This is a genomic window from Paenibacillus macquariensis (assembly GCF_900156375.1).
Lineage (GTDB): Bacteria > Bacillota > Bacilli > Paenibacillales > Paenibacillaceae > Paenibacillus_AQ > Paenibacillus_AQ macquariensis.
On the sequence record NZ_FTNK01000004.1, the window covers coordinates 243,552 to 264,266 of the forward strand.

At 41.0% G+C, this 20,715-nt stretch carries 25 protein-coding genes; 23 read left to right on the forward strand and 2 right to left on the reverse strand.

All coding sequences use genetic code 11. The annotated features are described in order from the left end of the window. The first annotated feature begins 41 nt into the window (after window positions 1-41). The 20 genes from BW961_RS09695 (at window position 42) to BW961_RS09790 (ending at window position 17,192) form a co-directional block, all read left to right on the forward strand. Window positions 42-581 carry a hypothetical protein gene (locus BW961_RS09695; RefSeq protein ID WP_156510128.1) on the forward strand — a complete coding sequence of 180 codons (540 nt, stop codon included), beginning with the start codon at window positions 42-44 and terminating at the stop codon, window positions 579-581. Window positions 582-608: 27 nt separating this feature from the next. Further along, window positions 609-1,553 carry a DUF1963 domain-containing protein gene (locus BW961_RS09700; RefSeq protein ID WP_068585378.1) on the forward strand — a complete coding sequence of 315 codons (945 nt, stop codon included), beginning with the start codon at window positions 609-611 and terminating at the stop codon, window positions 1,551-1,553. 94 nt (window positions 1,554-1,647) lie between these two features. Beyond that, window positions 1,648-2,643, forward strand: coding sequence for a DUF4303 domain-containing protein (locus BW961_RS09705; RefSeq protein ID WP_068585375.1), 996 nt, complete (start codon window positions 1,648-1,650; stop codon window positions 2,641-2,643). Between the two features lie 49 nt (window positions 2,644-2,692). Beyond that, on the forward strand, window positions 2,693-3,181 hold the full coding sequence (locus BW961_RS09710) for a hypothetical protein (protein WP_068585372.1): 489 nt from the start codon (window positions 2,693-2,695) through the stop codon (window positions 3,179-3,181). An 83-nt stretch (window positions 3,182-3,264) separates the two neighbouring features. After that, window positions 3,265-3,927 (forward strand): hypothetical protein, encoded by a 663-nt coding sequence (locus tag BW961_RS09715; protein ID WP_068585369.1) that lies wholly within the window; start codon window positions 3,265-3,267, stop codon window positions 3,925-3,927. 58 nt (window positions 3,928-3,985) lie between these two features. Next, window positions 3,986-5,335 (forward strand): WGR domain-containing protein, encoded by a 1,350-nt coding sequence (locus BW961_RS09720; RefSeq protein ID WP_068585366.1) that lies wholly within the window; start codon window positions 3,986-3,988, stop codon window positions 5,333-5,335. A gap of 20 nt (window positions 5,336-5,355) precedes the next feature. After that, window positions 5,356-6,444 (forward strand): hypothetical protein, encoded by a 1,089-nt coding sequence (locus BW961_RS09725; protein WP_068585362.1) that lies wholly within the window; start codon window positions 5,356-5,358, stop codon window positions 6,442-6,444. 53 nt (window positions 6,445-6,497) lie between these two features. Next, window positions 6,498-6,950, forward strand: coding sequence for an SMI1/KNR4 family protein (locus BW961_RS09730; RefSeq protein ID WP_068585358.1), 453 nt, complete (start codon window positions 6,498-6,500; stop codon window positions 6,948-6,950). A 33-nt stretch (window positions 6,951-6,983) separates the two neighbouring features. Then, window positions 6,984-7,850, forward strand: coding sequence for a hypothetical protein (locus BW961_RS09735; protein WP_068585356.1), 867 nt, complete (start codon window positions 6,984-6,986; stop codon window positions 7,848-7,850). A gap of 28 nt (window positions 7,851-7,878) precedes the next feature. After that, a complete protein-coding gene (locus tag BW961_RS09740) occupies window positions 7,879-8,373 on the forward strand; it encodes an imm68 putative immunity domain-containing protein (RefSeq protein ID WP_068585353.1) in 495 nt (164 codons plus the stop codon). A 43-nt stretch (window positions 8,374-8,416) separates the two neighbouring features. Beyond that, window positions 8,417-8,848, forward strand: a complete 432-nt coding sequence (locus tag BW961_RS09745) for a hypothetical protein (protein ID WP_068585350.1) — start codon at window positions 8,417-8,419, stop codon at window positions 8,846-8,848. Between the two features lie 188 nt (window positions 8,849-9,036). Further along, window positions 9,037-10,263 carry a hypothetical protein gene (locus tag BW961_RS09750; protein WP_068585347.1) on the forward strand — a complete coding sequence of 409 codons (1,227 nt, stop codon included), beginning with the start codon at window positions 9,037-9,039 and terminating at the stop codon, window positions 10,261-10,263. A gap of 129 nt (window positions 10,264-10,392) precedes the next feature. Continuing rightward, a complete protein-coding gene (locus BW961_RS09755) occupies window positions 10,393-10,890 on the forward strand; it encodes an SMI1/KNR4 family protein (protein WP_068585343.1) in 498 nt (165 codons plus the stop codon). 186 nt (window positions 10,891-11,076) lie between these two features. Further along, window positions 11,077-12,069 carry a hypothetical protein gene (locus BW961_RS09760; protein ID WP_082867471.1) on the forward strand — a complete coding sequence of 331 codons (993 nt, stop codon included), beginning with the start codon at window positions 11,077-11,079 and terminating at the stop codon, window positions 12,067-12,069. 75 nt (window positions 12,070-12,144) lie between these two features. Continuing rightward, on the forward strand, window positions 12,145-12,681 hold the full coding sequence (locus tag BW961_RS09765; RefSeq protein ID WP_068585339.1) for a hypothetical protein: 537 nt from the start codon (window positions 12,145-12,147) through the stop codon (window positions 12,679-12,681). 49 nt (window positions 12,682-12,730) lie between these two features. After that, window positions 12,731-13,726: a DUF4303 domain-containing protein gene (locus BW961_RS09770; RefSeq protein ID WP_068585337.1), complete on the forward strand. Its 996-nt coding sequence runs from the start codon at window positions 12,731-12,733 to the stop codon at window positions 13,724-13,726. 198 nt (window positions 13,727-13,924) lie between these two features. Then, window positions 13,925-14,653: a hypothetical protein gene (locus BW961_RS09775; RefSeq protein ID WP_068585334.1), complete on the forward strand. Its 729-nt coding sequence runs from the start codon at window positions 13,925-13,927 to the stop codon at window positions 14,651-14,653. Window positions 14,654-14,775: 122 nt separating this feature from the next. Then, window positions 14,776-15,300, forward strand: a complete 525-nt coding sequence (locus BW961_RS09780) for a hypothetical protein (RefSeq protein WP_068585331.1) — start codon at window positions 14,776-14,778, stop codon at window positions 15,298-15,300. A 53-nt stretch (window positions 15,301-15,353) separates the two neighbouring features. Continuing rightward, on the forward strand, window positions 15,354-16,037 hold the full coding sequence (locus BW961_RS09785) for a hypothetical protein (protein ID WP_139331592.1): 684 nt from the start codon (window positions 15,354-15,356) through the stop codon (window positions 16,035-16,037). A gap of 318 nt (window positions 16,038-16,355) precedes the next feature. Further along, window positions 16,356-17,192, forward strand: coding sequence for a hypothetical protein (locus BW961_RS09790; protein ID WP_068585325.1), 837 nt, complete (start codon window positions 16,356-16,358; stop codon window positions 17,190-17,192). A 232-nt stretch (window positions 17,193-17,424) separates the two neighbouring features. Here the strand turns inward: BW961_RS09790 and BW961_RS09795 are convergent, their stop codons facing one another. Continuing rightward, a complete protein-coding gene (locus BW961_RS09795) occupies window positions 17,425-17,754 on the reverse strand; it encodes a helix-turn-helix domain-containing protein (RefSeq protein WP_068585322.1) in 330 nt (109 codons plus the stop codon). 332 nt (window positions 17,755-18,086) lie between these two features. On the opposite strand from BW961_RS09795, the gene BW961_RS09800 reads away from it, so the two are divergent. Then, window positions 18,087-18,593 carry an AsnC family protein gene (locus BW961_RS09800; protein ID WP_068585318.1) on the forward strand — a complete coding sequence of 169 codons (507 nt, stop codon included), beginning with the start codon at window positions 18,087-18,089 and terminating at the stop codon, window positions 18,591-18,593. Between the two features lie 150 nt (window positions 18,594-18,743). After that, window positions 18,744-19,223 (forward strand): hypothetical protein, encoded by a 480-nt coding sequence (locus BW961_RS09805; protein ID WP_068585314.1) that lies wholly within the window; start codon window positions 18,744-18,746, stop codon window positions 19,221-19,223. Between the two features lie 179 nt (window positions 19,224-19,402). On the opposite strand, the gene BW961_RS31890 is transcribed toward BW961_RS09805, so the two are convergent. After that, window positions 19,403-19,603: a DUF7695 domain-containing protein gene (locus BW961_RS31890; protein WP_068585311.1), complete on the reverse strand. Its 201-nt coding sequence runs from the start codon at window positions 19,601-19,603 to the stop codon at window positions 19,403-19,405. 302 nt (window positions 19,604-19,905) lie between these two features. On the opposite strand from BW961_RS31890, the gene BW961_RS09815 reads away from it, so the two are divergent. Then, complete coding sequence (locus tag BW961_RS09815) at window positions 19,906-20,247, forward strand: hypothetical protein (RefSeq protein ID WP_068585307.1); 342 nt, start codon at window positions 19,906-19,908, stop codon at window positions 20,245-20,247. The last annotated feature ends 468 nt before the right edge of the window (window positions 20,248-20,715 follow it).

Below are 20,715 nucleotides of genomic sequence, written 5' to 3' on the forward strand. Positions count from 1 at the left end.
GATAGGGCAAAATGCTAGACGATAACATCGCCGAGGTGAGCATGATGAAGCAAGCAGATCAGCAAGATTGGGAATTTCTATTGCACGGAAGTGTTGAGGATGTTGACGCATTTATGCAAAGGCATCCAGGTATGTTCAGTGGAAATGACCGGTTGGACTTCTTGCAGGCAGCAAGGGAAGAGGAAGTGTCTTCGGTACGTGCTAATCTATTCTCCTGGGTGTACGGGGTGACTGTGGATTGGCGAGAAGAAGATAGTGAAATCGTCCGATTATTTGGTGAATGTTTACCTGGAGAAGTGATCGTGGAAGAGATTGATGAAGGACTGGCCCTGTCATATGCAGGTGAGAACTATTCGATTCCACTGATGTTTTCACCTAACGATCGTTACATTACGATTCGAGGTATTGCGGATATCATTCAAAACCAGTTTGAGATTCGATTGTTTCGAGATTCCTATTTCTCGGATACTCATGTATTTGTGCTCTTGTCGTGTGTTCAATGGCAGGAACTTGAGAGCAGCCATACTGTTGAGGTAGAGAAGATCTTTCAAAAGATTACACCGGATCTCAATTTTCCTTGAAAGAAAAAACACAAGGAGTGTACCAATATGAGAGAAAGATGGAGAAAGCAAGCTATTATAGAATTACTTAGTAAATATCATGGCGAGGAAGATGAGCAAGTAGCGGCGTTGCTGCATCAGCATGCAGAAGTGGCGATGAAGCTGGAGTTGGCCGGTGAAGAAGATTACAGTCAGACAGGCAACAGCCGGGTAGCAGGTCGTCCGGATCTCCCGCCGTCTATCGCTTGGCCTTGTACGGAGGATGGAGAATGGTATACGTTCCTGGCTCAAATCAATCTGGGAGAGTTGCCCTTTACATCTGTAGATGATTTGCCTAGCACAGGCATTCTGTATTTTTTTCTAGGAGCAGACGAGCCAGCCTACAATGTGGATCATCGCGTCATATACTATGAGGGTGACCTGCAACAGTTGACATTGGCCGATCCTCCAGTAGATAAGGAAGAGGTATATGGGGATGAGCGGGAGTTTGTTGCTCATCGGGCCACGTTTGCCCCGCATCTGTCCCTTGCAGATTTGGGGGAAGAGACAGAGGAGTTAATGGGTAAATATGAGGAGCTGTATTCGGAGGTATGTGATCAGAGCGATGCGCTTTGGGGAGGTTTGCAGTCCTGGTCTGGCAATACATCTCTGCATGCCTATCTATGCAGGAATGGGATGGATGCTTTGCTCCATAATACCCATAGAACCGAGGAGGAACTGCGCGAGAAGGCAAGAGAAGCGTTGGCTGGCGGACAGAATGAATTTGCCGAACATATTGAAAACGTGCGAATTCCACTCTTGCAAGTGTTTAAGGCACGAGAATCGGAGCATCGTGAAGCGGCTCGGAACTGGCGATTGTTGTTCTCACTCTCCTCACTTGATGCTGTGGGTATGTGTTGGTGGGATGCTGGCTTTCTTGAATTTCTAATCGACCGCAACGATTTGCGCTTGAGAAGGTTTGACAATACCTATGTGAATTTGGCAACTAGTTGATTAAAGAAAAAAGATTAAAACAATCGAACACAGAAAAGCGGAAACGAAATGAAATTGGATGCCAATTTTAACTAGCTTGAATGGAGGTGTAGGGGTGAAAGATAAAGACCTTGATTTTAAGCAATTATGGAATGAGAGGAAAGAAGATTTTAAAGGACCGATTTTTGCAGAAGAAGAGAAGTTGCAATATGAGAAGAATCTTCAGTATAAATTACCACAATCCTATATATCGCTGTTACAGAACACACAAAATGGAGGTCTTTTGAAAAGGAACTGTTTTCCTATTTATGATGAGCATCAAAATGTTAAACATCTTTTCATTTGCTCCTATATCAGTTCCATTTGTGAATTGGAAAGTGAAAAAGAACGAAAAGCTTATCCTGGACTTGTCAATTTACCGGATATCGGAATTTATTTTGGTGAAAATCTAGATGCAGCACGTACAGAACGATTTGTATTTGATTACTCACAATGTACTGCAAAAGATGAGCCACGGGTCACTTTTGTAAAACACATCTATCCAGTCGGGTATGAAAAAATAGTGTTAGCTAATAGTTTCAAGGAATTTTTGGATAAGTTAATCCGAACACCAACATCTAATCCTTTTGATTATGATGAAATCAAAAAACAAATAAAATCCGCTACTCGAACAACCTTTACTAGTATGGTTAAGCTTTATGAACAAGAAGAAATTATTGCTTTTGGGCTGTATTTGGATTCTAACGCAACTATGGTATGTCCTGCAATGAACACAAAAGATTTTTTGAAACAGGTTGTTGAGAAAGATCCCAAGGAACATGAATTTTACAAGTATGAAACAACAGAATGGAAATATGAAGGAGAACATCCAGAGCAGTTTAATGTTGTGTGCGAGACGATGGTGAAGCATGTAACTCTTCTTAGCAGCATCAGTAAAGTTAGTCAGTTTAGAAACAAGATGGTTGAGATTTGCATTCAAGTGTTGGAAGAGCTAAATACTGAACTTTTCTTTTCACAAATTTGCGAACGAGATATTCTCCTTATGATAAATATATCAAATGGAGAGCTGTCTGGACAAAAAAAGAAACAGATTATTAGTCGACTACGATAAGGCTATCGGCTTGCTATTATTCGTGTAGGATTAGGGGAATGGAGGAGTTATGAAAGATACCAATAAATCAGTGTTTCAAATTCGCAGCATACAAGAAATTTTGGAGCCCTTTGCCAATGTGCACGTACCGCTGGATATTATCCGACTTGTGGATGTGTTGCAAATGCTGGCAGGTCAAGAGATTGCGGCTGAAATGGTGTTTGAGGATGATAAAGGTGACAATCTGTATTGTGAAGATGAGCATTTGAAAAACAACTATGTACAGATTGCAGCTAACGGCCAAGGTGATGCGTGGCTGATGAACAGAATGGATGGGAATCTTTCTTTTTTTGACCATAACCTGACTCAGCCGAAAGTGACAGCGTTATTCATCGATTTTTGGCAGTTTTTACAGTTAGCTGACTTGATTCATCAATACGAAGAGTGGATCGATCAGATAAAAGATTTTGAAGAAAGCGACTTGTCCGAACAGTTGAGATCATGTCTCAGGATGTTGCATCCGGATTTGCCTGAGAATTATCCTTTTGCTTTTGTTTGAAAACGATCAGTGTTTGGGAGCAAGGTTTATGAATATAGATCGTGAACGCCGATATTGGGCGCTTACAAGGAGAAGTGGGGCCAATGACCGATTTTGCAGCGATCCGGAACTTGTTTCACATCACGGAATCTTGTGGTTTCGACGTGAAGGAATTACAACCTTGGATCAGTCGATATGGACGTATACCCGAAGTCTTAAAGGATTATTATGTGGAATTGGGCGCACATCCGCAATTGAATGGTTCCCAGGATTTTTTGATTAAGCCGAAAGATTTACATCAATATAAGAATGACGATTACTTGATCTTCTATTTAGAAAATCAAGGTGCTTGTGTTTGGGGCATACGCTGGGATGATGTGGCAGCGTCCAATCCCCCTGTTTATGAAAACTACGGGAACGAGGAGTGGTATCAGACAAGCGAGTCTCTTACAGAGTTCTTACATGCCATGGCCTATTTTCAAGCAGTGATTTCGATGGAGTTCAGCAATGAGGAATACTGGAAAATCGATGAACACGTTGTGGAAAGGATTAAGCTGTTGTTACCATCCAAACAAGCGGATTCGGGCTTGTATACGGGCGTGCAGTTTTTCGGTCAAGCGGGTGAGGTGATCGCGGTCATGAACAACCATGACGGATATTTACTGATGTTCTCAGCGGAAGATGAACAGCGATTTGACGAGTTGCATGCTACCTTGCAGCGGTTAGTGGATGGTGAAGGAATAGGGAATCAGAATGAATTTGACTGAATGTAGAGATCCAAATTTATCATAATCTATCAAAACATATTGTTTAGGGGGAGTTTAAATGAAACAAGCATTCACCTTTCATGACGATAAATCCAGTAAATTTTGGTGGATTGATTATAGTGACTGTGACTTTGTTGTGAATTATGGAAAGACAGGCGCTGCCGGAAAATATGAAATCAAACAATTTGACTCTGAAGAAGAATGTACCAAACAAGCTGAAAAACTAATGAAGCAAAAATTAAAGAAAGGTTATCAGGCTGATAGTCATTTTGATTTTATCAACCATTTATACTTTGATGATGAGGAAATAGGGCTTCATATCCTGACATCCCACCCTAATTTTGTTAAACATTTTACAGACGATTTTTATTATGACTGCGGCGAAGAAGAAGCACCTTTCGGTAGTGATGAAGGCTCGGATACATTAGCGGAATTAACGGAAAATCTGCGAAATAAAGGTCAATTGAATTTTGCTGAGTTTCCTAAATTTATTATTGAAAAGGTATGGGAAATGAAATATATTCCCGTAAACAGCTTGTTGGAAGATGAAGTGAAAAGATTAGTAGAGACTGACGAGATGAACATGCTCCAAAGTGATATGGTCACTTATGCTGTCGCTTTTGGTCAGATAAAAATAACTGGGGTTATTGATCCGGGGCTAAAGCAGAGTGCTATTGATTCCTTGAAAAGAATACAGCAAACGGCAAAAATTTTGAACTGGGGAACGGATTCAGAAATAGGCAATAAAATGATTGAAGATTTAAGTTCATTTGGACAACAATTTTATACTAGAGTTGGAGGTTTTATAATTATGGGAAATAAAAGTGTGTATCATAATATCGTTTCAAACGCTGAACTAATAGGTATTCTTTTACAATACTATGATTTTGAAATTGTTGAAGCTCATTCAAATACAAGTGATTATTTTTTTGTAGTCGATGACAAAGCAACGATCATAGCACAAAATGCTTCTGGTGGTGTGTTCGCTTTGTGCGGTGATGGTGATGAAGAAGATTTACCAGTTATCTTTATTAGTTCCGAAGGACAGGCAGGGAAAGTTGGGAGAAACATCGAGGAATTTCTTGGTATCATGATTTCTTGTCCTTATTGGGTAGACTTATTGAATTTTTCAGGAAATGGACAATTATCTGAGATGCTAAAAGCTCAACCATTTTTAGAAGATGACATTTTAGAGGATTTCCCTGAAATGGAGTCTGTAAAAAATAAAGTTTTTTCAATGTTATCCATGCTAGGAATTTCAAACCCAGTGGAATCATTATATGAATCAATGAATTCCAAGCCATATGTACATGTTTCGTATCCCGAAGGTGAGAAATTTGATTCATTATTTAATACGTTTGTCGTATCTGATAATCCTTTATGGAAAAACAAAAAACTACATATATAACATAGGTCGGAGGATTGAGAATGGTACATCAATGCCAAGAATGCGGAATATCTATTGGTTTTAATGGAATCTGTTATCGCTGTCGAAATAAGAATCAGCGGGAAGCCTATCAGGCTATGAATAGTGAAGAAGTAGAGAAAATGGTCGAATCGATCATCTCGAATATTGAAACGACCGGGAGTTGGGATCAAGTTTCTCTAGATTTTAATGGGTTGCTCGGTTATCACGATATCAACACTGCACGTATTGCACAAGCAGCGTTCGACAAGGGTATCTTCTATCCAGCTGCAATCTATCGAGACGCTTCACCCGAGGTACGGGATCAGCTGCTCGCGCTTCTTTTGGATCCTGTTTGTGAAGAAGCCAATCATTTGCAGCTCTGCCTTGCATTGCAAGGCGATGGAGTCGTTCTGGAACAATTTCTGAGGCTGGAGAAAAACCCGTTGCCATGGCGTAGCGAGCTGTATGTGAACCCATCTGTCTATGCTCATCATAGCGGATGGAGTTTCGATGATCAGGGGAATCGCAGCTCACTATACTTCGAACAATGCTATACGATGCTACCGGGAGATGGCGTTGATCAGGCAGTAAAGGCTGGTCAATTATTGGAGCAGCACTGTCCGCATTGCGGTTGCCGGTTGATCGATATCCTGCGTCTCGACGGGCTTGATGAGCGATTTTCTTTTCTGGCAGTCGACGGCGTGCTCGCCATTCCCATCTGTCCGAATTGCATCACATTCACGGAAGAGACGTTTTTACGCTATGGGGAAGATGGTCGGAGTGAAATCTTGTTAGGTGAGCCACCTTTCGAAACGGAAAATTATTGTACGGAGGCGGATCTTCTGGAGATGAGCCAGAATCAGCTCACACTTAGTACCGAGGCTGTACCGAAGTATTACGCTAGCGGTGGTGATGAGGTTATCACAATCGGAGGCTGGCCGGATTGGGTGCAGGATGTTCAATTTGGAACATGCCCGGACTGCAGTCAAACCATGAAATTTCTCGCAGCACTTCCATGGGACGTCTTAATGGATGGCTCTGAAGGTACGTTGTATATCGAGATTTGTACAGATTGTCGGACGCTGTACCTGTTCCATCAACAGACTTAAGGAGGCTTTGGGATGAGTCAGAATCGTATATGTGTGAAATCGGAAGGTGTGAAATGGTGGACAATAAATTACTAGACAATCTGGAGCTGTTGACAGCTGCCTATGCGCGGACAGACCGAACACCGGAGTCAGAAGAGGACATTCTTGCTTTTGAGGAAAAATACTATTGTCGGCTACCTTCAAGCTATCGTTGGCTCCTCCTCCATTTTGGCTCCTGCCATTTTCTCGATCCATGGATCGATTCGATCCGTGAATTGGATTGGTCTTATCCCACTTTTGTGGAAGATTACAAGGAGTATGAGCGAGAGTATAAACTTGCGCCCCGCAGCCTTTTTCCCATTGGTGGTGTAGGTGACGGCAGTACTGTTGTTGAGGATTTAGAGACAGGTCAAGTGTTTATATTGCTCCATGACTGTATGGAGGATGATCCTTTTGAGAAAGTGGCAGATCGATTCGACGAGATGATCTTGGAACAAATCCACATCGTGAATACTTTTGATAAGTGAAGTTATTTTTTTATATACGAAAAGGAGATAATTTTGGGCTACTATATTTTTAGAAATAAAAAAATGCCGTGGGGGGATTATGGCAACACCCTACTTGTCGGCTACGCGTTCCCTAGTGAAGACAATGCAAACGAAATCCTTATTGAACGAGCAGGACCTTTTGTTCCCCCCGTTTATACGTGGGCTAGTCTATTATTGGTTTCTGATTCTTTTAAGAAAAAGCTTGAAAAATCCGACTTAAGTGGCTTTCGCTTTCAAGAGACGATTTTCAAGAAAATTGTCCATATCGATTGGATGAAGTGGGATCAGGAAGCCGCAGAACCAAAGATTTATCCGAGCGGTGGAGAACCTGAAAATTATATAGCAAAAAGAAAGCACAATACAGAAGTTGCGGAGAAAATGGAAGCTATTTGGTGTCTGCAACTCGATAATGAAACCTTAATTGGCAGAAAACAACGAAACGTTTCAAGTCGAGATGAGCTGTTTATTATCGAAAACACTTGGACAGGCAGTGATATTTTTACGAGCAGAGGAAAAGGTCACATTTATTTTACTGAAAAAGCGAAACAATGGTTTAATGAACAGGCAGATGGGTTTGTCAATTTTGAATCCTTTAACTCAAAAATAGCGACACAAGCAGAAATAGATGCGGCGAACGATTATCTGAAACCTGTACAAACAAAGATCGATCCTTATGCACACTTTACTGAGAAGGATTGGAAGGTATATCAGAAGTACATTGAGCACGCAAAAAAATGGATGGCCAAATCCAAGACGGACAAGACAGAGAAATCGATCAAAACCAGTCTAACAAAGGCTATCGAAAATTTTAAAAATGCCGAAAAAATTAGACCTCTTGGTAAAAAGGAACAGCAGTTATTTAACCAAATAACTAAGTGACAATGCATAAAAGAAAGGGGAGAAGAACATGTACATAAGCAAATGGTGGGGAGATTTAATTGGCGGTTCCGATGATTCGCTGGCATTAATAGACTATTTGGAACAATTGGATTTAACGAATGTGACGCTCGATCAGATATTAAAAGATTTGGGTTTCGATGCCCTGCTTTCCGAGGGAGACTTGAAAAACGGTGGAAATTTAGGATTTGATAGGAGAAGTTCTAACGGCATGTTTCGGGTAGAAATTGATATGGCCTGCAGTGCCCTAATCGATCTTTCAGCCATTGTGTTGGAGTGTCTTAAATCAGGCTATGTCGATTTGCATGATTTGGATGCGAATAGGCAGCCATGCAAACTTTATATGGATGCCTCTGAAGAAAAAAGAAACCTACTTCGGGATGAATTGAACAAGTTTTCCCTAAATCCGCTATCCTACGATTTAGCTAAGTTCGTTCCGACAGATGATATGATGGAGCTTGCGGAAAAGGCAAAAATGATTGCAGAGGAGCTCTTAGTTGTATGAAGTAGGTTTCAGTATACAGTCTACCAATAAGTGAGGGGTTAAAATGACTCTAGAAAAAAGAATAACCGGAATGTGGTCAGTTGATGATTTATATGCGCCAGGTGCCATGGAAGACATGTTAGTTGTTTTCCTGCCAAGTGGAGAGGGCTGGTTATACTTTGCCCACCCATGTGAAAATATTGTTGAAAAATTTATTTGGAATATTGATCCATTTGATTTGCTGCATATCAGAGGAACTACTTCAACCCTTTATTATGATGTAGATGAGGATCACGAGTTAGCAAAAGATAGTTATTTCGACAAAAATTCTGATTTGATAATTCTTGATGTTAAAGTGGAAGTTTCCGTTGAGTTTACCCCTCGAGGCGAGAATGAGGTTATTTCATTTTCTAAACCGTTGTGGGATTCAGACGATAAATTTGCACTAGTACATAGAGACTTTGATCGAATTATTCCGCCTATATTTGACCGGTAAGTATATATTTAAAATGATCATTGAACGAACAGAGAACTATAGTTCAATAAAACAGCGATAGTCTGAGATTTTATTTTCTCGAACATGACTGTCGCTGGTTCTCATTATAGACGCAGTCTGCATGGTATGGACCTATGTCTGTACTTGTCGTAATGACTAGATATGGTTTAGAAGAAAGGATGATAGAAATGCCAGATGATAATCAAGCTCGTCCTCTTACTGGTTCTCTCAGAGAAGCTGGTCGATATCACATCGACATGACAGGTCCACGCAGTCACACTCTTGTCATAGAGCCCGGTGTGGGCAGTCTCACCATTGGACCACCGCAATTGGGGAAGAAGGCAGACCTTCACGTTGCGTCTGATGCGATCATAGATTGGACCGTATTCGATGCCTTTGCCACTCCAGCGGGCTCGCCCTGGCCGCGAAATTTGCGCTATACAGGCAGTGATGCAGGCTTTTTTGACTGGGCGCAGGAACGTCCCATTGAAGAGATGACATGGACTCCGATCTTGTTTGCGGACACGGTGGCAGACGCTAGACAGTCCAATTTACAAGTCTTGCATATCAAGTTGGACCAGTCAGGGGGGCATTTGAGCCTGAAGCTTCCTAAGCCGCAATTTCACTTGAGCGTGTCCGGCGATCTATCACGCTTCTCGGCCACTGGTGATATACCATCTTCTCTGACACTAGCGCCGCGGACTAGCCAACGCAAGAATAATCCTTCTTTCTTGCTGCCCGAACTAGGTGAATTGCAACAAGTGACGAGCCTGACACTACGGAACGCACCGCTAGGACAGCCCATCTCGATTGAGTGTCTGAATCGGTATCCAAACCTTAACTCACTGAGTCTGTGGGGGAACTTCTGCGACTTGGACTTGCTGGCAAGTCAAGCCCGGTTAACGAATCTGGAGCTGCGCTTCATGCCTGATCTGGGGGATTTGCCGAACTTGAACGCATGGCCGTTGCTTGACAGATTTATCGCCTACAATGTGGAAGAGATCGTGGGCAAGCGCCTAAAGCAGCAAATAAAAACACTTGCTAAAACACGCACGTTGACCGGAAACGTATGGGAAATGAACCATGCTTCAGTGAGCCAATTACGAAAGCCTGAATGGTGGGTGACCGAATTTGGCCGACCGTTCTCGTCCTGGCCTAAACGTCTGGCCAAGCTGGCTAACGAAGCTTACAATATTGCACAGGCAACCTTGGCCCAGGCCCGTAGCTTTGCCGATGCTGAAGCAGCCATAACTGCTTTCACCGTGCGCTTCAATACCCTCAAAGGTATCGAAACCACCGAACGAGAAGACCTTGGTGAAGCGGTATGGCAACTCAGCCAGTCTGATCACCTGATTGGGCAGCCTATAACAGAGGAGATGGCTTTAAACTGGTTCGATGCAGTTCGCGATTACTGAATGGAATGAAGAAATGAGCGAGCACTAGGAAATCGGCAAATTCTGAGTAATTTCCGAGCAATTTTACGAGAACATTTGGATAATGGGTTTATTTTTCAGCACAAAGGTGTCCAACCAGTAGGAGGAAGTATGAATAATAAATGTAGTGAATTCATTAGTTGGACTAAAGAACATGGATGGGAACTAACAGATAAATCTCAATATGAATTAAATTTAAATGAACGTATAGCAGCAAGGTATAAAGAAATTCCCGAGGGTTATCTAGAATTTTTAAAAAGGGTTAAAACATGCGTAACGCCTAGTGAGAAAACATGGTTTGTATGTGAGGATGAGTATAATGATAACTCGGATACTGCATTCAAATGGAATGAATTTGAATTGTTAAGCTTAGAAGCAGCAGAGAGCGATGAGAAATGGAAATCAGAAATCACTTCATGGTGGGATAACTATCTACCCATAGTGATGTCAGTTGATGATGGATATTCTTTCTATGCCATTGATTTAACGAATGATAGAGGTGCTATTGTACAAGGATATGAACCTGAATTCGAAGAGGTAGAAAAAATAGCAAATAGTCTTGAAGATTTTTTTCAATTAATCATGTCTAACACAATAGAGATGCCTTGATACGTAAGGGTTTATCTAAAAAGATGGCATATCCATATTTCAAATATTTTGTTTATTAAGAATAGGGGGGGAAGTATGTTGACAATAAAGATGTTGAATCATTGCCAAGAATGAGGAAAATCTATTGGTTTTAAAGGAATCTGTTATCGTTGTCGAATCAATTACCTGCGAGAAGCCTACCAAGCTATGAGTAGTGAAGAAGTGGAGGATATGGTCGAATCGATCATATCGAATATTGAAACGATCGGAGAGTGGGATCAAGTCTATCAAGACTTCAATGGGTTGCTCGGCTATCACGATATCAACACTGCTCGAATCGCACAAGCGGCGTTCGACAAGGGTATCTTCTATCCAGCCACACTCTATCGAGATGCTTCACCCGAGGTGAGGGATCAGCTGCTCGCTCGTCTTTTTGACCCTGCTTGTGAAGAAGCAGGTCATTTGTTGCTCTGCCTCGCCCAGCAAGGCGATGAAGTTATTCAAGAGGCATTCCTGAGGCTGGAGAGAAACCCACTGTCTTGGCGAAGCAAGCTGTATGTGAACCCGTCCGTATATGCCCATCATGGCGGTGGGCATTTCGACGAGCAGGGGAATTGTAGCTCATTGTACTTCAAGCGATGCTTCACGATGCTTCCGGGAGTTGGCGTCGATCAGGCTGCGAAGGCTGGTCAATTATTGGAGCAGCACTGTCCGCATTGCGGTTGCCAGTTGATTGATGTTCTGCGTCTGGACGGGCTTGATGATCGATTTTCTTTTCTGGCTGTCGAAGGCGTGCTCGCCATTCCCATCTGTCCGAATTGCATCACATTCACTGAAGAGACTTTTATACGCTATGGGGTAGATGGTCGGAGTGAAATCGTGTTTGGTGAGCCGCCTTTCGATACGGAAAACTATTGTACTGAGACTGATCTTCTGGAGATGAGCCAGAATCAGCTCACACTTAGTACCGAGGCTGTACCGAAGTATTACGCTAGCGGTGGTGATGAGGTCATCACGATCGGTGGCTGGCCAGAATGGGTGCAGGACGCGCATTTCGCGACATGCCCGGACTGCAGTCAAACCATGAAATTTCTCGCAGCGATTCCATGGAACGTATTGATGGATGGCTCTGAAGGTACGTTGTACATCGAGATTTGTACGGATTGCCGCACGCTATGCCTGTTCCATCAACAGACATAAGAAGACTTCGGGATGAACCTTTTGAGGATTTGATAGGGCAAAATGCTAGACGAGAAAATCGACGAGGTGAGTGTAATGAAACAAGCTGAACAGCAAGATTGGGAATTTCTATTGCACGGAAGTGTTGAGGATGTTGACGCATTTTTGCAAAGGCATCCGGGTGTGTTCAGTGGCAATGACCGGATGGACTTCTTGCAGGCAGCAAGGGAAGAGGGAGTGTCGTCTGTACGTGCTAATCTATTTTCCTGGGTGTACGGGGTGACTGTGGATTGGCGAGAAGAAGATAGTGAAATCGTCCGATTATTTGGTGAATTTTTACCTGGAGAAGTGATCGTGGAAGAAGTAGATGAAGGACTGACCCTGTCATATGCAGGTGAGAAATATTCGATTCCACTGACGTTTTCACCTAACGATCGTTACATTACGATTCGAGGTATTGCGGATATCATTCAAAAGAAGTTTGAGATTCGGTTGTTTCGAGAATCCTATTGGTCGGATACCCACGTGTTTGTGCTGTTGTCGTGTGTTCAATGGCAGGAACTTGAGAGCAGCCATACTGTCGAGGTAGAGAAGATTTTTCAAAAGATTACACCGGAACTCGATTTCCCTTGAGTGGGAGATTCAACAAATTTGCCAATCTAGCTTGAATGGAGGTGTAGGAGTGAAAGATATAGACCTTGATTTTAAGAGATTATGGAATGAAAGGAAAGAAGATTTTAGAAGTCCGATTTTTACGGAAGAAGAAAAGTTGCAATATGAGAAGAAACTTCAGTATAAACTACCACAATCCTATATATCGCTGTTACAGAATACACAAAATGGAGGTCTCTTGAAAAGGAACTGTTTTCCTATTTATGATGAGAATCAAAATGTTAAACATCTTTTCATTTGCTCCTATATCAGTTCCATTTGTGAATTGGAGAGTGAAAAAGAACGAAAAGAGTATCCTGGACTTGTCAATTTGCCGGATATCGGAATCTATTTTGGTGAAAATCTAGATGCAGTACGTTCAGAACGTTTTGTATTTGATTACTCACAATGTACTGCAAAAGATGAGCCACGGGTCACTTTTGTAAAACACATATATCAAGTCGGGTATGAAAAAACAGTGTTAGCTAATAGTTTTAAGGAATTCTTGGATAAGTTAATCCGAACACCAACATCTAAGCCTTTTGATTATGATGAAATAAAAAAACAAATAAAATCCGCTACTCGAACAACTTTTTCTAGTATGGTTAATCTTTATAAACAAGAAGAAATTATTGCTTTTGGGCTGTATTTGGATTCTAACGCAACTTTGGTATGTCCTGCAATGAACACAAAAGATTTTTTGAAACAGGCTGTTGAGAAAGATCCCAAGGAACAGGAATTTTACAAGTATGAAACAACAGAATGGAAATTTGAAGGTGCACATTCAGAGCATTTTAATGTTGTGTGCGAGACGATGTCGAAGCATGTAACCCTTCTAAGCAGCAACAGTAAAGTTAGTCAGTTTAGAAACAAGATGGTTGAGATTTGCATTCAAGTGTTGGAAGAGCTAAAATCTGATCTTTTCTTTACACGAATTTGCGAGCGAGATATTCTCCTAATGATAAATATATCAAATGGAGAGCTGTCCGAACAAAAAAAGAAACAGATTATTAAACGACTACGATGAGGCTACCGGCCAAGTTGATGCGTGACTGATGAAAAGAATGGATGGGAACCTTTATTTTTTTGACTATAACCTGACTCAGCCGAAAGTGACTTGCCCGGACAGTTGAAATCATGTCTCAGGATGTTGCATCCGGATTTGCCTGAGCATTATCCTTTTGCTTTTGTTTGATAACGATCAGCGTCTGGGAGAAAGGTTTTTGTGTATAGATCAAGAACGCCGATATCGGGCGCTTACAAGGAGAAGTGGAGCTTCAGTAATGCAAAAAAATTTTTTCAGGTGGTGAAAGAATTGTCTTTAGGATCATTACATTACAATTATCTTTTTATTGGCAAGAAATTTTGTGATCTGACTGTGCTGAATGATAATGTGTTACCTCTAATTGTGGATGCAGTAAGTCCGTTACTGGCTTATACTAATATAAAAAAATGCCGGATATCCACTTACCAGAATGTTAATCAAAAGGAAATCAAACTTGGTAGACCACGTTGGGACAATGAATCCCTTTTACCAATCTGCCAAAATTACAAGCAATATCCTGAAAATGAAAGTTTCCATTTTCATTGTTTATCTGCTGAGTTCCCAAGTATTAAATCGGCTTATAAACTGAATGAAACTGTCGATATATATCTTTATTTTGAAAATGATCTTTTTTGGGGAAAGGTTAAATCAGATGGTGACTGTGGTTTGTTCATTTCATTGCGAGAAGATATATTTGAAGCTGCAAGCGAAACTCTTGTCATACAAGTGTTAAAAATACTTTATGAAATATTTGATAATGCAAAAGTGCTTTTTTACAAGCGCAGGTGGTGGAGTAATTCCAAAAATGAAGAAAGTGCGTTACAAGATGTAGCAGCATGGCGTGCTATAGGGTTGTTAACCGCAGAAAATTACAACAAGTGGACAGAGATAGACCTGGAAAATATCTAGTTTCACTATCTGGGGTCCAACCAACATTTTAACGGTTTTATACGTTTAGCAAAATCGTTTAATTTAAATGTCCGCTAATAGAGTATGAGATGAGGGTATGATCACGGGACTGGAGGAGGTATGTGGATACCGATAAGCCAGTGTTTCATATTCGCAGCGTACAAGAAATTCTGGCACCCTTTGCCAATATGCAAGTATCGTTGTCTCGCCATATGCGAAATAAACTGTCCACAGTGCCGCTGGATATTATCCGGCTTGTGGATGTACTGCAGATGCTGGCAGGTCAAGAGCTTGCTGCTGAAAGAGTGTTTGAGGATGATAAAGGCGACAATCTGTATCGCGAAGATGAGCATTTGAAAAACAACTATGTACAGATTGCCGCTAACGGACAAGGTGATGCGTTGCTGATGAACAGGATGGATGGGATCTTTTCTTTTTTTGACCATAACCTGACTCAGCCGAAAGTGACAGCGCTATTCATCGATTTTTGGCAGTTTTTGCAGTTAGCTGACTTGATTCATCAATACGAAGAGTGGGTCGATCAGATAAAGATTTTTGAAGAAATCGACTTGCCCAGACAGTTGGAATCATGTCTCAGGATGTTGCATCCGGATTTGCCTGAGCATTATCCTTTTGCTTTTGTTTGATAACGATCAGCGTCTGGGAGAAAGGTTTTTGTGTATAGATCATGAACGCCAATATGGGGTGCTTACAAGGAGAAGTGGAGACAATGACCGATTTTACAGCGATCCGCAACTTGTTTCACATCACGGAATCCTGTGGTTTCGACGTGAAGGAATTGCAACCGTGGATCAGTCGAAATGGGAGTATACCCGAAGTTTTGAAGGATTATTATCTGGAATTGGGTGCACATCCGCAATTGAATGGTTCCCAGGATTTCTTGATTAAGCCGAAAGATTTTCATCAATATGAGAATGACGACTACTTGACCTTCTATTTGGAAAATCAAGGTGCTTGCGTTTGGGGCATACGCCGGGAGGATGTGGCAGTGTCCAATCCCCCTGTGTATGAGAACTACGGGAGGGAGGAGTGGTATCAGACAAGCGAGTCTCTTACGGAGTTCTTACATGCCATGGCCTATTTTCAAGCAGTGATTTCGATGGAGTTCAGCAATGAGGAATACTGGCAAATCGATGAACAGGTTGTGGAAGGGATTAAGATGATGTTTTCATCCAAGCAAGCGGATTCGGGCTTGTATACGGGCGTGCAGTTTTATGGTCAAGCGGGCGAGGTGATTGTGGTCATGAACAACCGTGACGAATATCTGCTGATTTTCTCAGCGGAAGATGAACAGCGATTTGACGCGTTGCATGCGACCTTGCTGCGGTTGGTGGATGGTAGAGGAAGAGGGGAATCAAGATGAAAGAACTGCACCATGCCATGGAGAGTTTTTTGTTGAAGCAGGAGCAATATCAGGAGAAATTTGGAAGAGTTTTATCAAAGTTATGAACTTTTTGATAATTAAACGTTAAAGATGTTTCTTCCTTATCTTGCGCATCGTGAGAATCTACATTTTGAATCTTGAGTAGCGAATAACGGATACCTGGACGGAATTGCGTAAGAAATGACAATAGGGAGTTCTGGGTATGATGGTTTCATTCCGTAGGTAGGGCGATTGGAACTCAGACTTTACGACCCCTTTTATAATCAAGAACAATAAATCTGAGAGCAGGTGGATAGCATGCTGGATTTGGCCAGTCATGTATGGGGCCAACTGGATGGTCCTTACGGCTCTGCCGAGAATGTACCGCAGTTGATCAAGCAGTTGCAGAAGCAGTATGAAGAAGCTGTAAAAGATGAATTGTATTATGAGCAGTTGTTTCATCAAAACACCATTTATTCAAGCACATTGGCCGCAGTCCCTTACCTGGCTGAGATCGCTCGTCGATCGCAGAGTCTGGAGGTCAAGCTGGATATTTACGTAACTTGTGGTCTGTTCGAAGCCAATCGGAGTGAAAGTAGCGGAGCCGGCTTTGAGCTGCCGGGTGAGTTACAACCTCTAATGGATCGAGTTGGTATGGTTGCGTGTATGGATATCTACAACAGCTATATGACCGCTATCGAAGAACTGGCCGGTTATAGCTCAGATGTGATACGTTTTGCGGCTGAAGTCGGCAAAGACAACGGAGAGAAAAGGTACGTCATCGCGGCAGATGCAGCGTACCGAGGCTGGAGGGGAGCGGCTGAAGTGCTAACCACATTCAATGAAGGCGACGAATATGTGGCCTCGTGTCTGTCATGTGGCGAAGATATCTATATTTGGCCTTCCCCTGAAGACGACAGGCTACTGGCTTATCGGAGCGATCCTGTATTTCATGCTGAACAGGAATCTAGCACCATAACGCCTTCCCTGGAGATCAAAGACAACGAATTGGCCGTATTGCAGCAGCTTTGCTCCGACATAGGAGAAAGCAGACTCATGCGTCACATCCCGTATTTGGCCGGACAAGTCAGCTGCCCTTCATGTGCTGCTTCATGTCTGATCTGGCCCGGATTGACGAACATGTACAAACCTTAGCATTTTCCCGTATGTCAATAGATTGATTCAGAGCTTTCTTTATCGATTGGAAATCATTACTTCAGCAGGCTATTTCATTGCAGTTCCTAAGCTTTATTGACTGAATGTAGAGGTCTAAAATGTGCTGCGATCAAAAAAAAGGATTTTTTTCAGATTTTCTAATTATATTCCAAAAGCCCCCCTTTTTTCAATGATTTGAAAAGGGGGGTTCTTTTAGGTGGCCAACCTACAGTTAATGCGAATGATATAGTTCTAAAAATTGTAGGAGCATTTCTTTTTCCTCTAGATTCATGCTATCGATTCTCTTTTGTATCATCACATTCGTAACATCTAGTGTTTCTGAGTTAGGAGAAATCATCTTGAAAAATTCTACTAAATTCAGATTCAAAACAGAAACAATTTTATCCAAGTTTTCAACGGAGGGACTTATTTCCCCGCGTTCGATTTTGCCAATATGAGTAGAGTGAAGTCCACTCAAGTATGCCAGTTCTTCAATAGTATGACTACGGCGCTTCCTTACAGTTCTAATGACATTTCCAACAGATTTTTTCGATATCTCCATGAGCTACACCTCGAAACAAACATAGCGTAATAGAGATGTACCACCAAGAGATTAAGTGGTATGCAAATATACCAAATTTGGTTTATTTCTGATATGATATAGTCTATATCAGAGAAGAGGGAAATGTATTATATGGAAATATGTAGATGAATCTCATGTGACCAATATTACAATTCCAGCTGACCATATGAATGCATTGAATTATGACGCCTCAGATGCGTGTTTATGGGTTTATGGATAATTTACATAAGAAACCAGCTTCATGCATTGAAATTTTTTTACTGCGGACCCTGTTGAGTTCGAAAAAATCATAATGAGGTAGGAGAAAGCGCATGAAAGCAACCCACTTTGAAACTAAAAAGCTGGATTTCTTTTGCATTTACAATGAAGCTTTTGACAGCGATCGAGTATTTCAAGTAGGTAAGCATGAGCGTGTGGAAGTGAAAATCCATAGTGTGCGGTTCGATGAGCTCGACAGGCACATATTAATGACAATCTTGAATGAAGGTGAGAAGGAACTCGGATACGACGAAGTTAGTTGCCGAATACCAGCCCGGGTTTTAATGAATCTTGTAGGGCTTCATGAAACAGAGCTTTATGAACGGATGCGAAAGTATCTAAGCCTTTGGTTAGAGACCTATACGGATCTAGCAGATTCTGAATGCAGTCTTTGCAGCATTCGATCTTTATCAGAGAATAGTAAGCGAGTCGCATTTGGATTAACGTTTCAACACTACAATGTGCTCATTAAATATTTTAATGAGGTTTTTATCGAATTATTGATGAGAGGTATAGCAACTGGACCGCGGTACTCCAAGAGTGCACTGAATAGAGAATGAAGGTGTTGAGTTGTACTTTTAAAGTTGTATTGTGGCTTCACCCTACGGAACAATAGAATCGCAGCCTTAGAAAAATGGACTATCGAATTTACAGGGTCTCAAGCAGTAACAGACTTTATGTTTCAGGAGTCTTTAATATGAGAGGAATTGATGAATAGGATGCTACCAAAGGTCAATAAACTAAATTTTCTGGACATTTTCGACTCGGAATTTGTGAGAAAAAATATCTCAATAGGGGTAAACGAAGAGGTTATTATTACAATTGAAAGCTCAATGGTAACTTTATTGGACAAAGAAGTGCTCTTAGGAATATTTGAATATGGAGAAAAAACCGAGCTTGATGATAACATTATAAGTACAATCAGCGAAGAGTTGTTATTCAGCCAAGTTCCGATTGAACTTGATGTTTTAGAAGAAGCATTGGGACGATTGTCTCGTTTGGAAATTGAGGTTAACTACTCCTTTAAAGCAGAACACCGTAAAATCATTCATAATTTATTAGATGTGCAAGGTTTAATAGATGATGTTGGGAAACTCGTGTTTGTTACAATGGGCGTAAGATCTGTAAGTATCATGAAATGGCTGTTTACAAACGATTTTATGAAACTATCAGATGTCAAATGTGGCTAAATATATTCATAGGAGTGATTCGGTGACTGGACAGGAAATGCTCGAATTGAACAAACTTCAGGCAATGCTGCTTATGTAATATTACCGTGAATTGCTTGAAGAGCATCTAGAGCGTTCGGAGAATTATAAGCAATTCAGAGAGAAATACAATTAAGCTAATTTATGTTTACTCAAAAAACTCAATTGATCGGTTCGCTAGTCCATTCCGATAACTCCTTGATGTCATCAAACGCTCCTATCCGACGTAGATACTCGCGGCCTCCATCTACGCCGATGGCACCACAGCTACAAAATTTACATTCATAAACGAACGTCGATTCAACGATATCCAGACAGCGTTTGCAGCGGATTTTATTTCTTTTTATTTGTATTTTTACCATAGTATCGACCTCGTTCGTATAGATGAAAAGTCCTGAATCAGGAGATTCAGGACTTTTCTATCCATTACGGATATTTAAGATGCATATTCCAAGAGAGGCTCATTACGAGCTTGAATAATCTCATTGTATAGCTTTATTTTATGTGCAGTCAAGCTATTGAAGAGAAAATTATGATTACCGTGTAAAAAATTAACGGGTGGATAATGTTAAGTTACTGGAGGGTATTATAATACCTTCGCGAAACACGAAATTTATTGAAAATGGAAATCTTTTAAGTTGAGCTTTTCTAGAGGTGAAAACTATTGTATAAATCGGTTATTAATCAAGGCAAATTTCTAGTTGTTATAACTGATGGAGTTTTTGATACGCCTATAATTGAGCTACCTACAGAAGAGCTTGCTGATAGAGTGGCTTATGAACTGCAAACCGCTCGTGATGAAGGTGAATCGTGGGGAGTAGTTCAAATACTCAATGAACTTGATGGTGAGAAGGTTAAAAATGAAACTAGAGAAGCGCTACAAAAGTTGAGGTCTATGAATAAAGAGGAAAAAGAAGTTTATCTTGAAAAAATACGTCGTCGCCACGAAAAAATTCAAAAAGTTCAACGAGCACGAAGGTGGAAAAGCGTATTAAGTTGGAAGTAAAAGCATATTTACAATCACATGAAAGTAATTGACTTTTCTTTGATAAAAGACCGATTAATTAATGGCATGTATTGGGTAGAAAACATACACAATCCAAAAATGACTGACCAGGATGATACAAATGGTTCCTGTTTTATTTGGCATCCAAAAGGTTACCTCATTAAATCCGCGCTAGATTACTTAAAGTATCTTCATGGAAATTTATTGAGAGAAACAACAATCGGAAATATGCATCTTCCATATGTTAAAAACATAACTTTTAAGGTTACACGCATAGAAGGTGCCACAGAATTGACCGGACAGGTACTAATTGGTTTTATTAAATAACTTTGTGTAGCTCCTAAGAACCTAAAAAACGAGATATATATAAATACCCACCCTAAGGATAGTGGGTACTATTAATGTTCTTAGTTGAAATCACTGCTTTTACCAGCTACAATTGATATACAAAAACAACGTGATAATTGA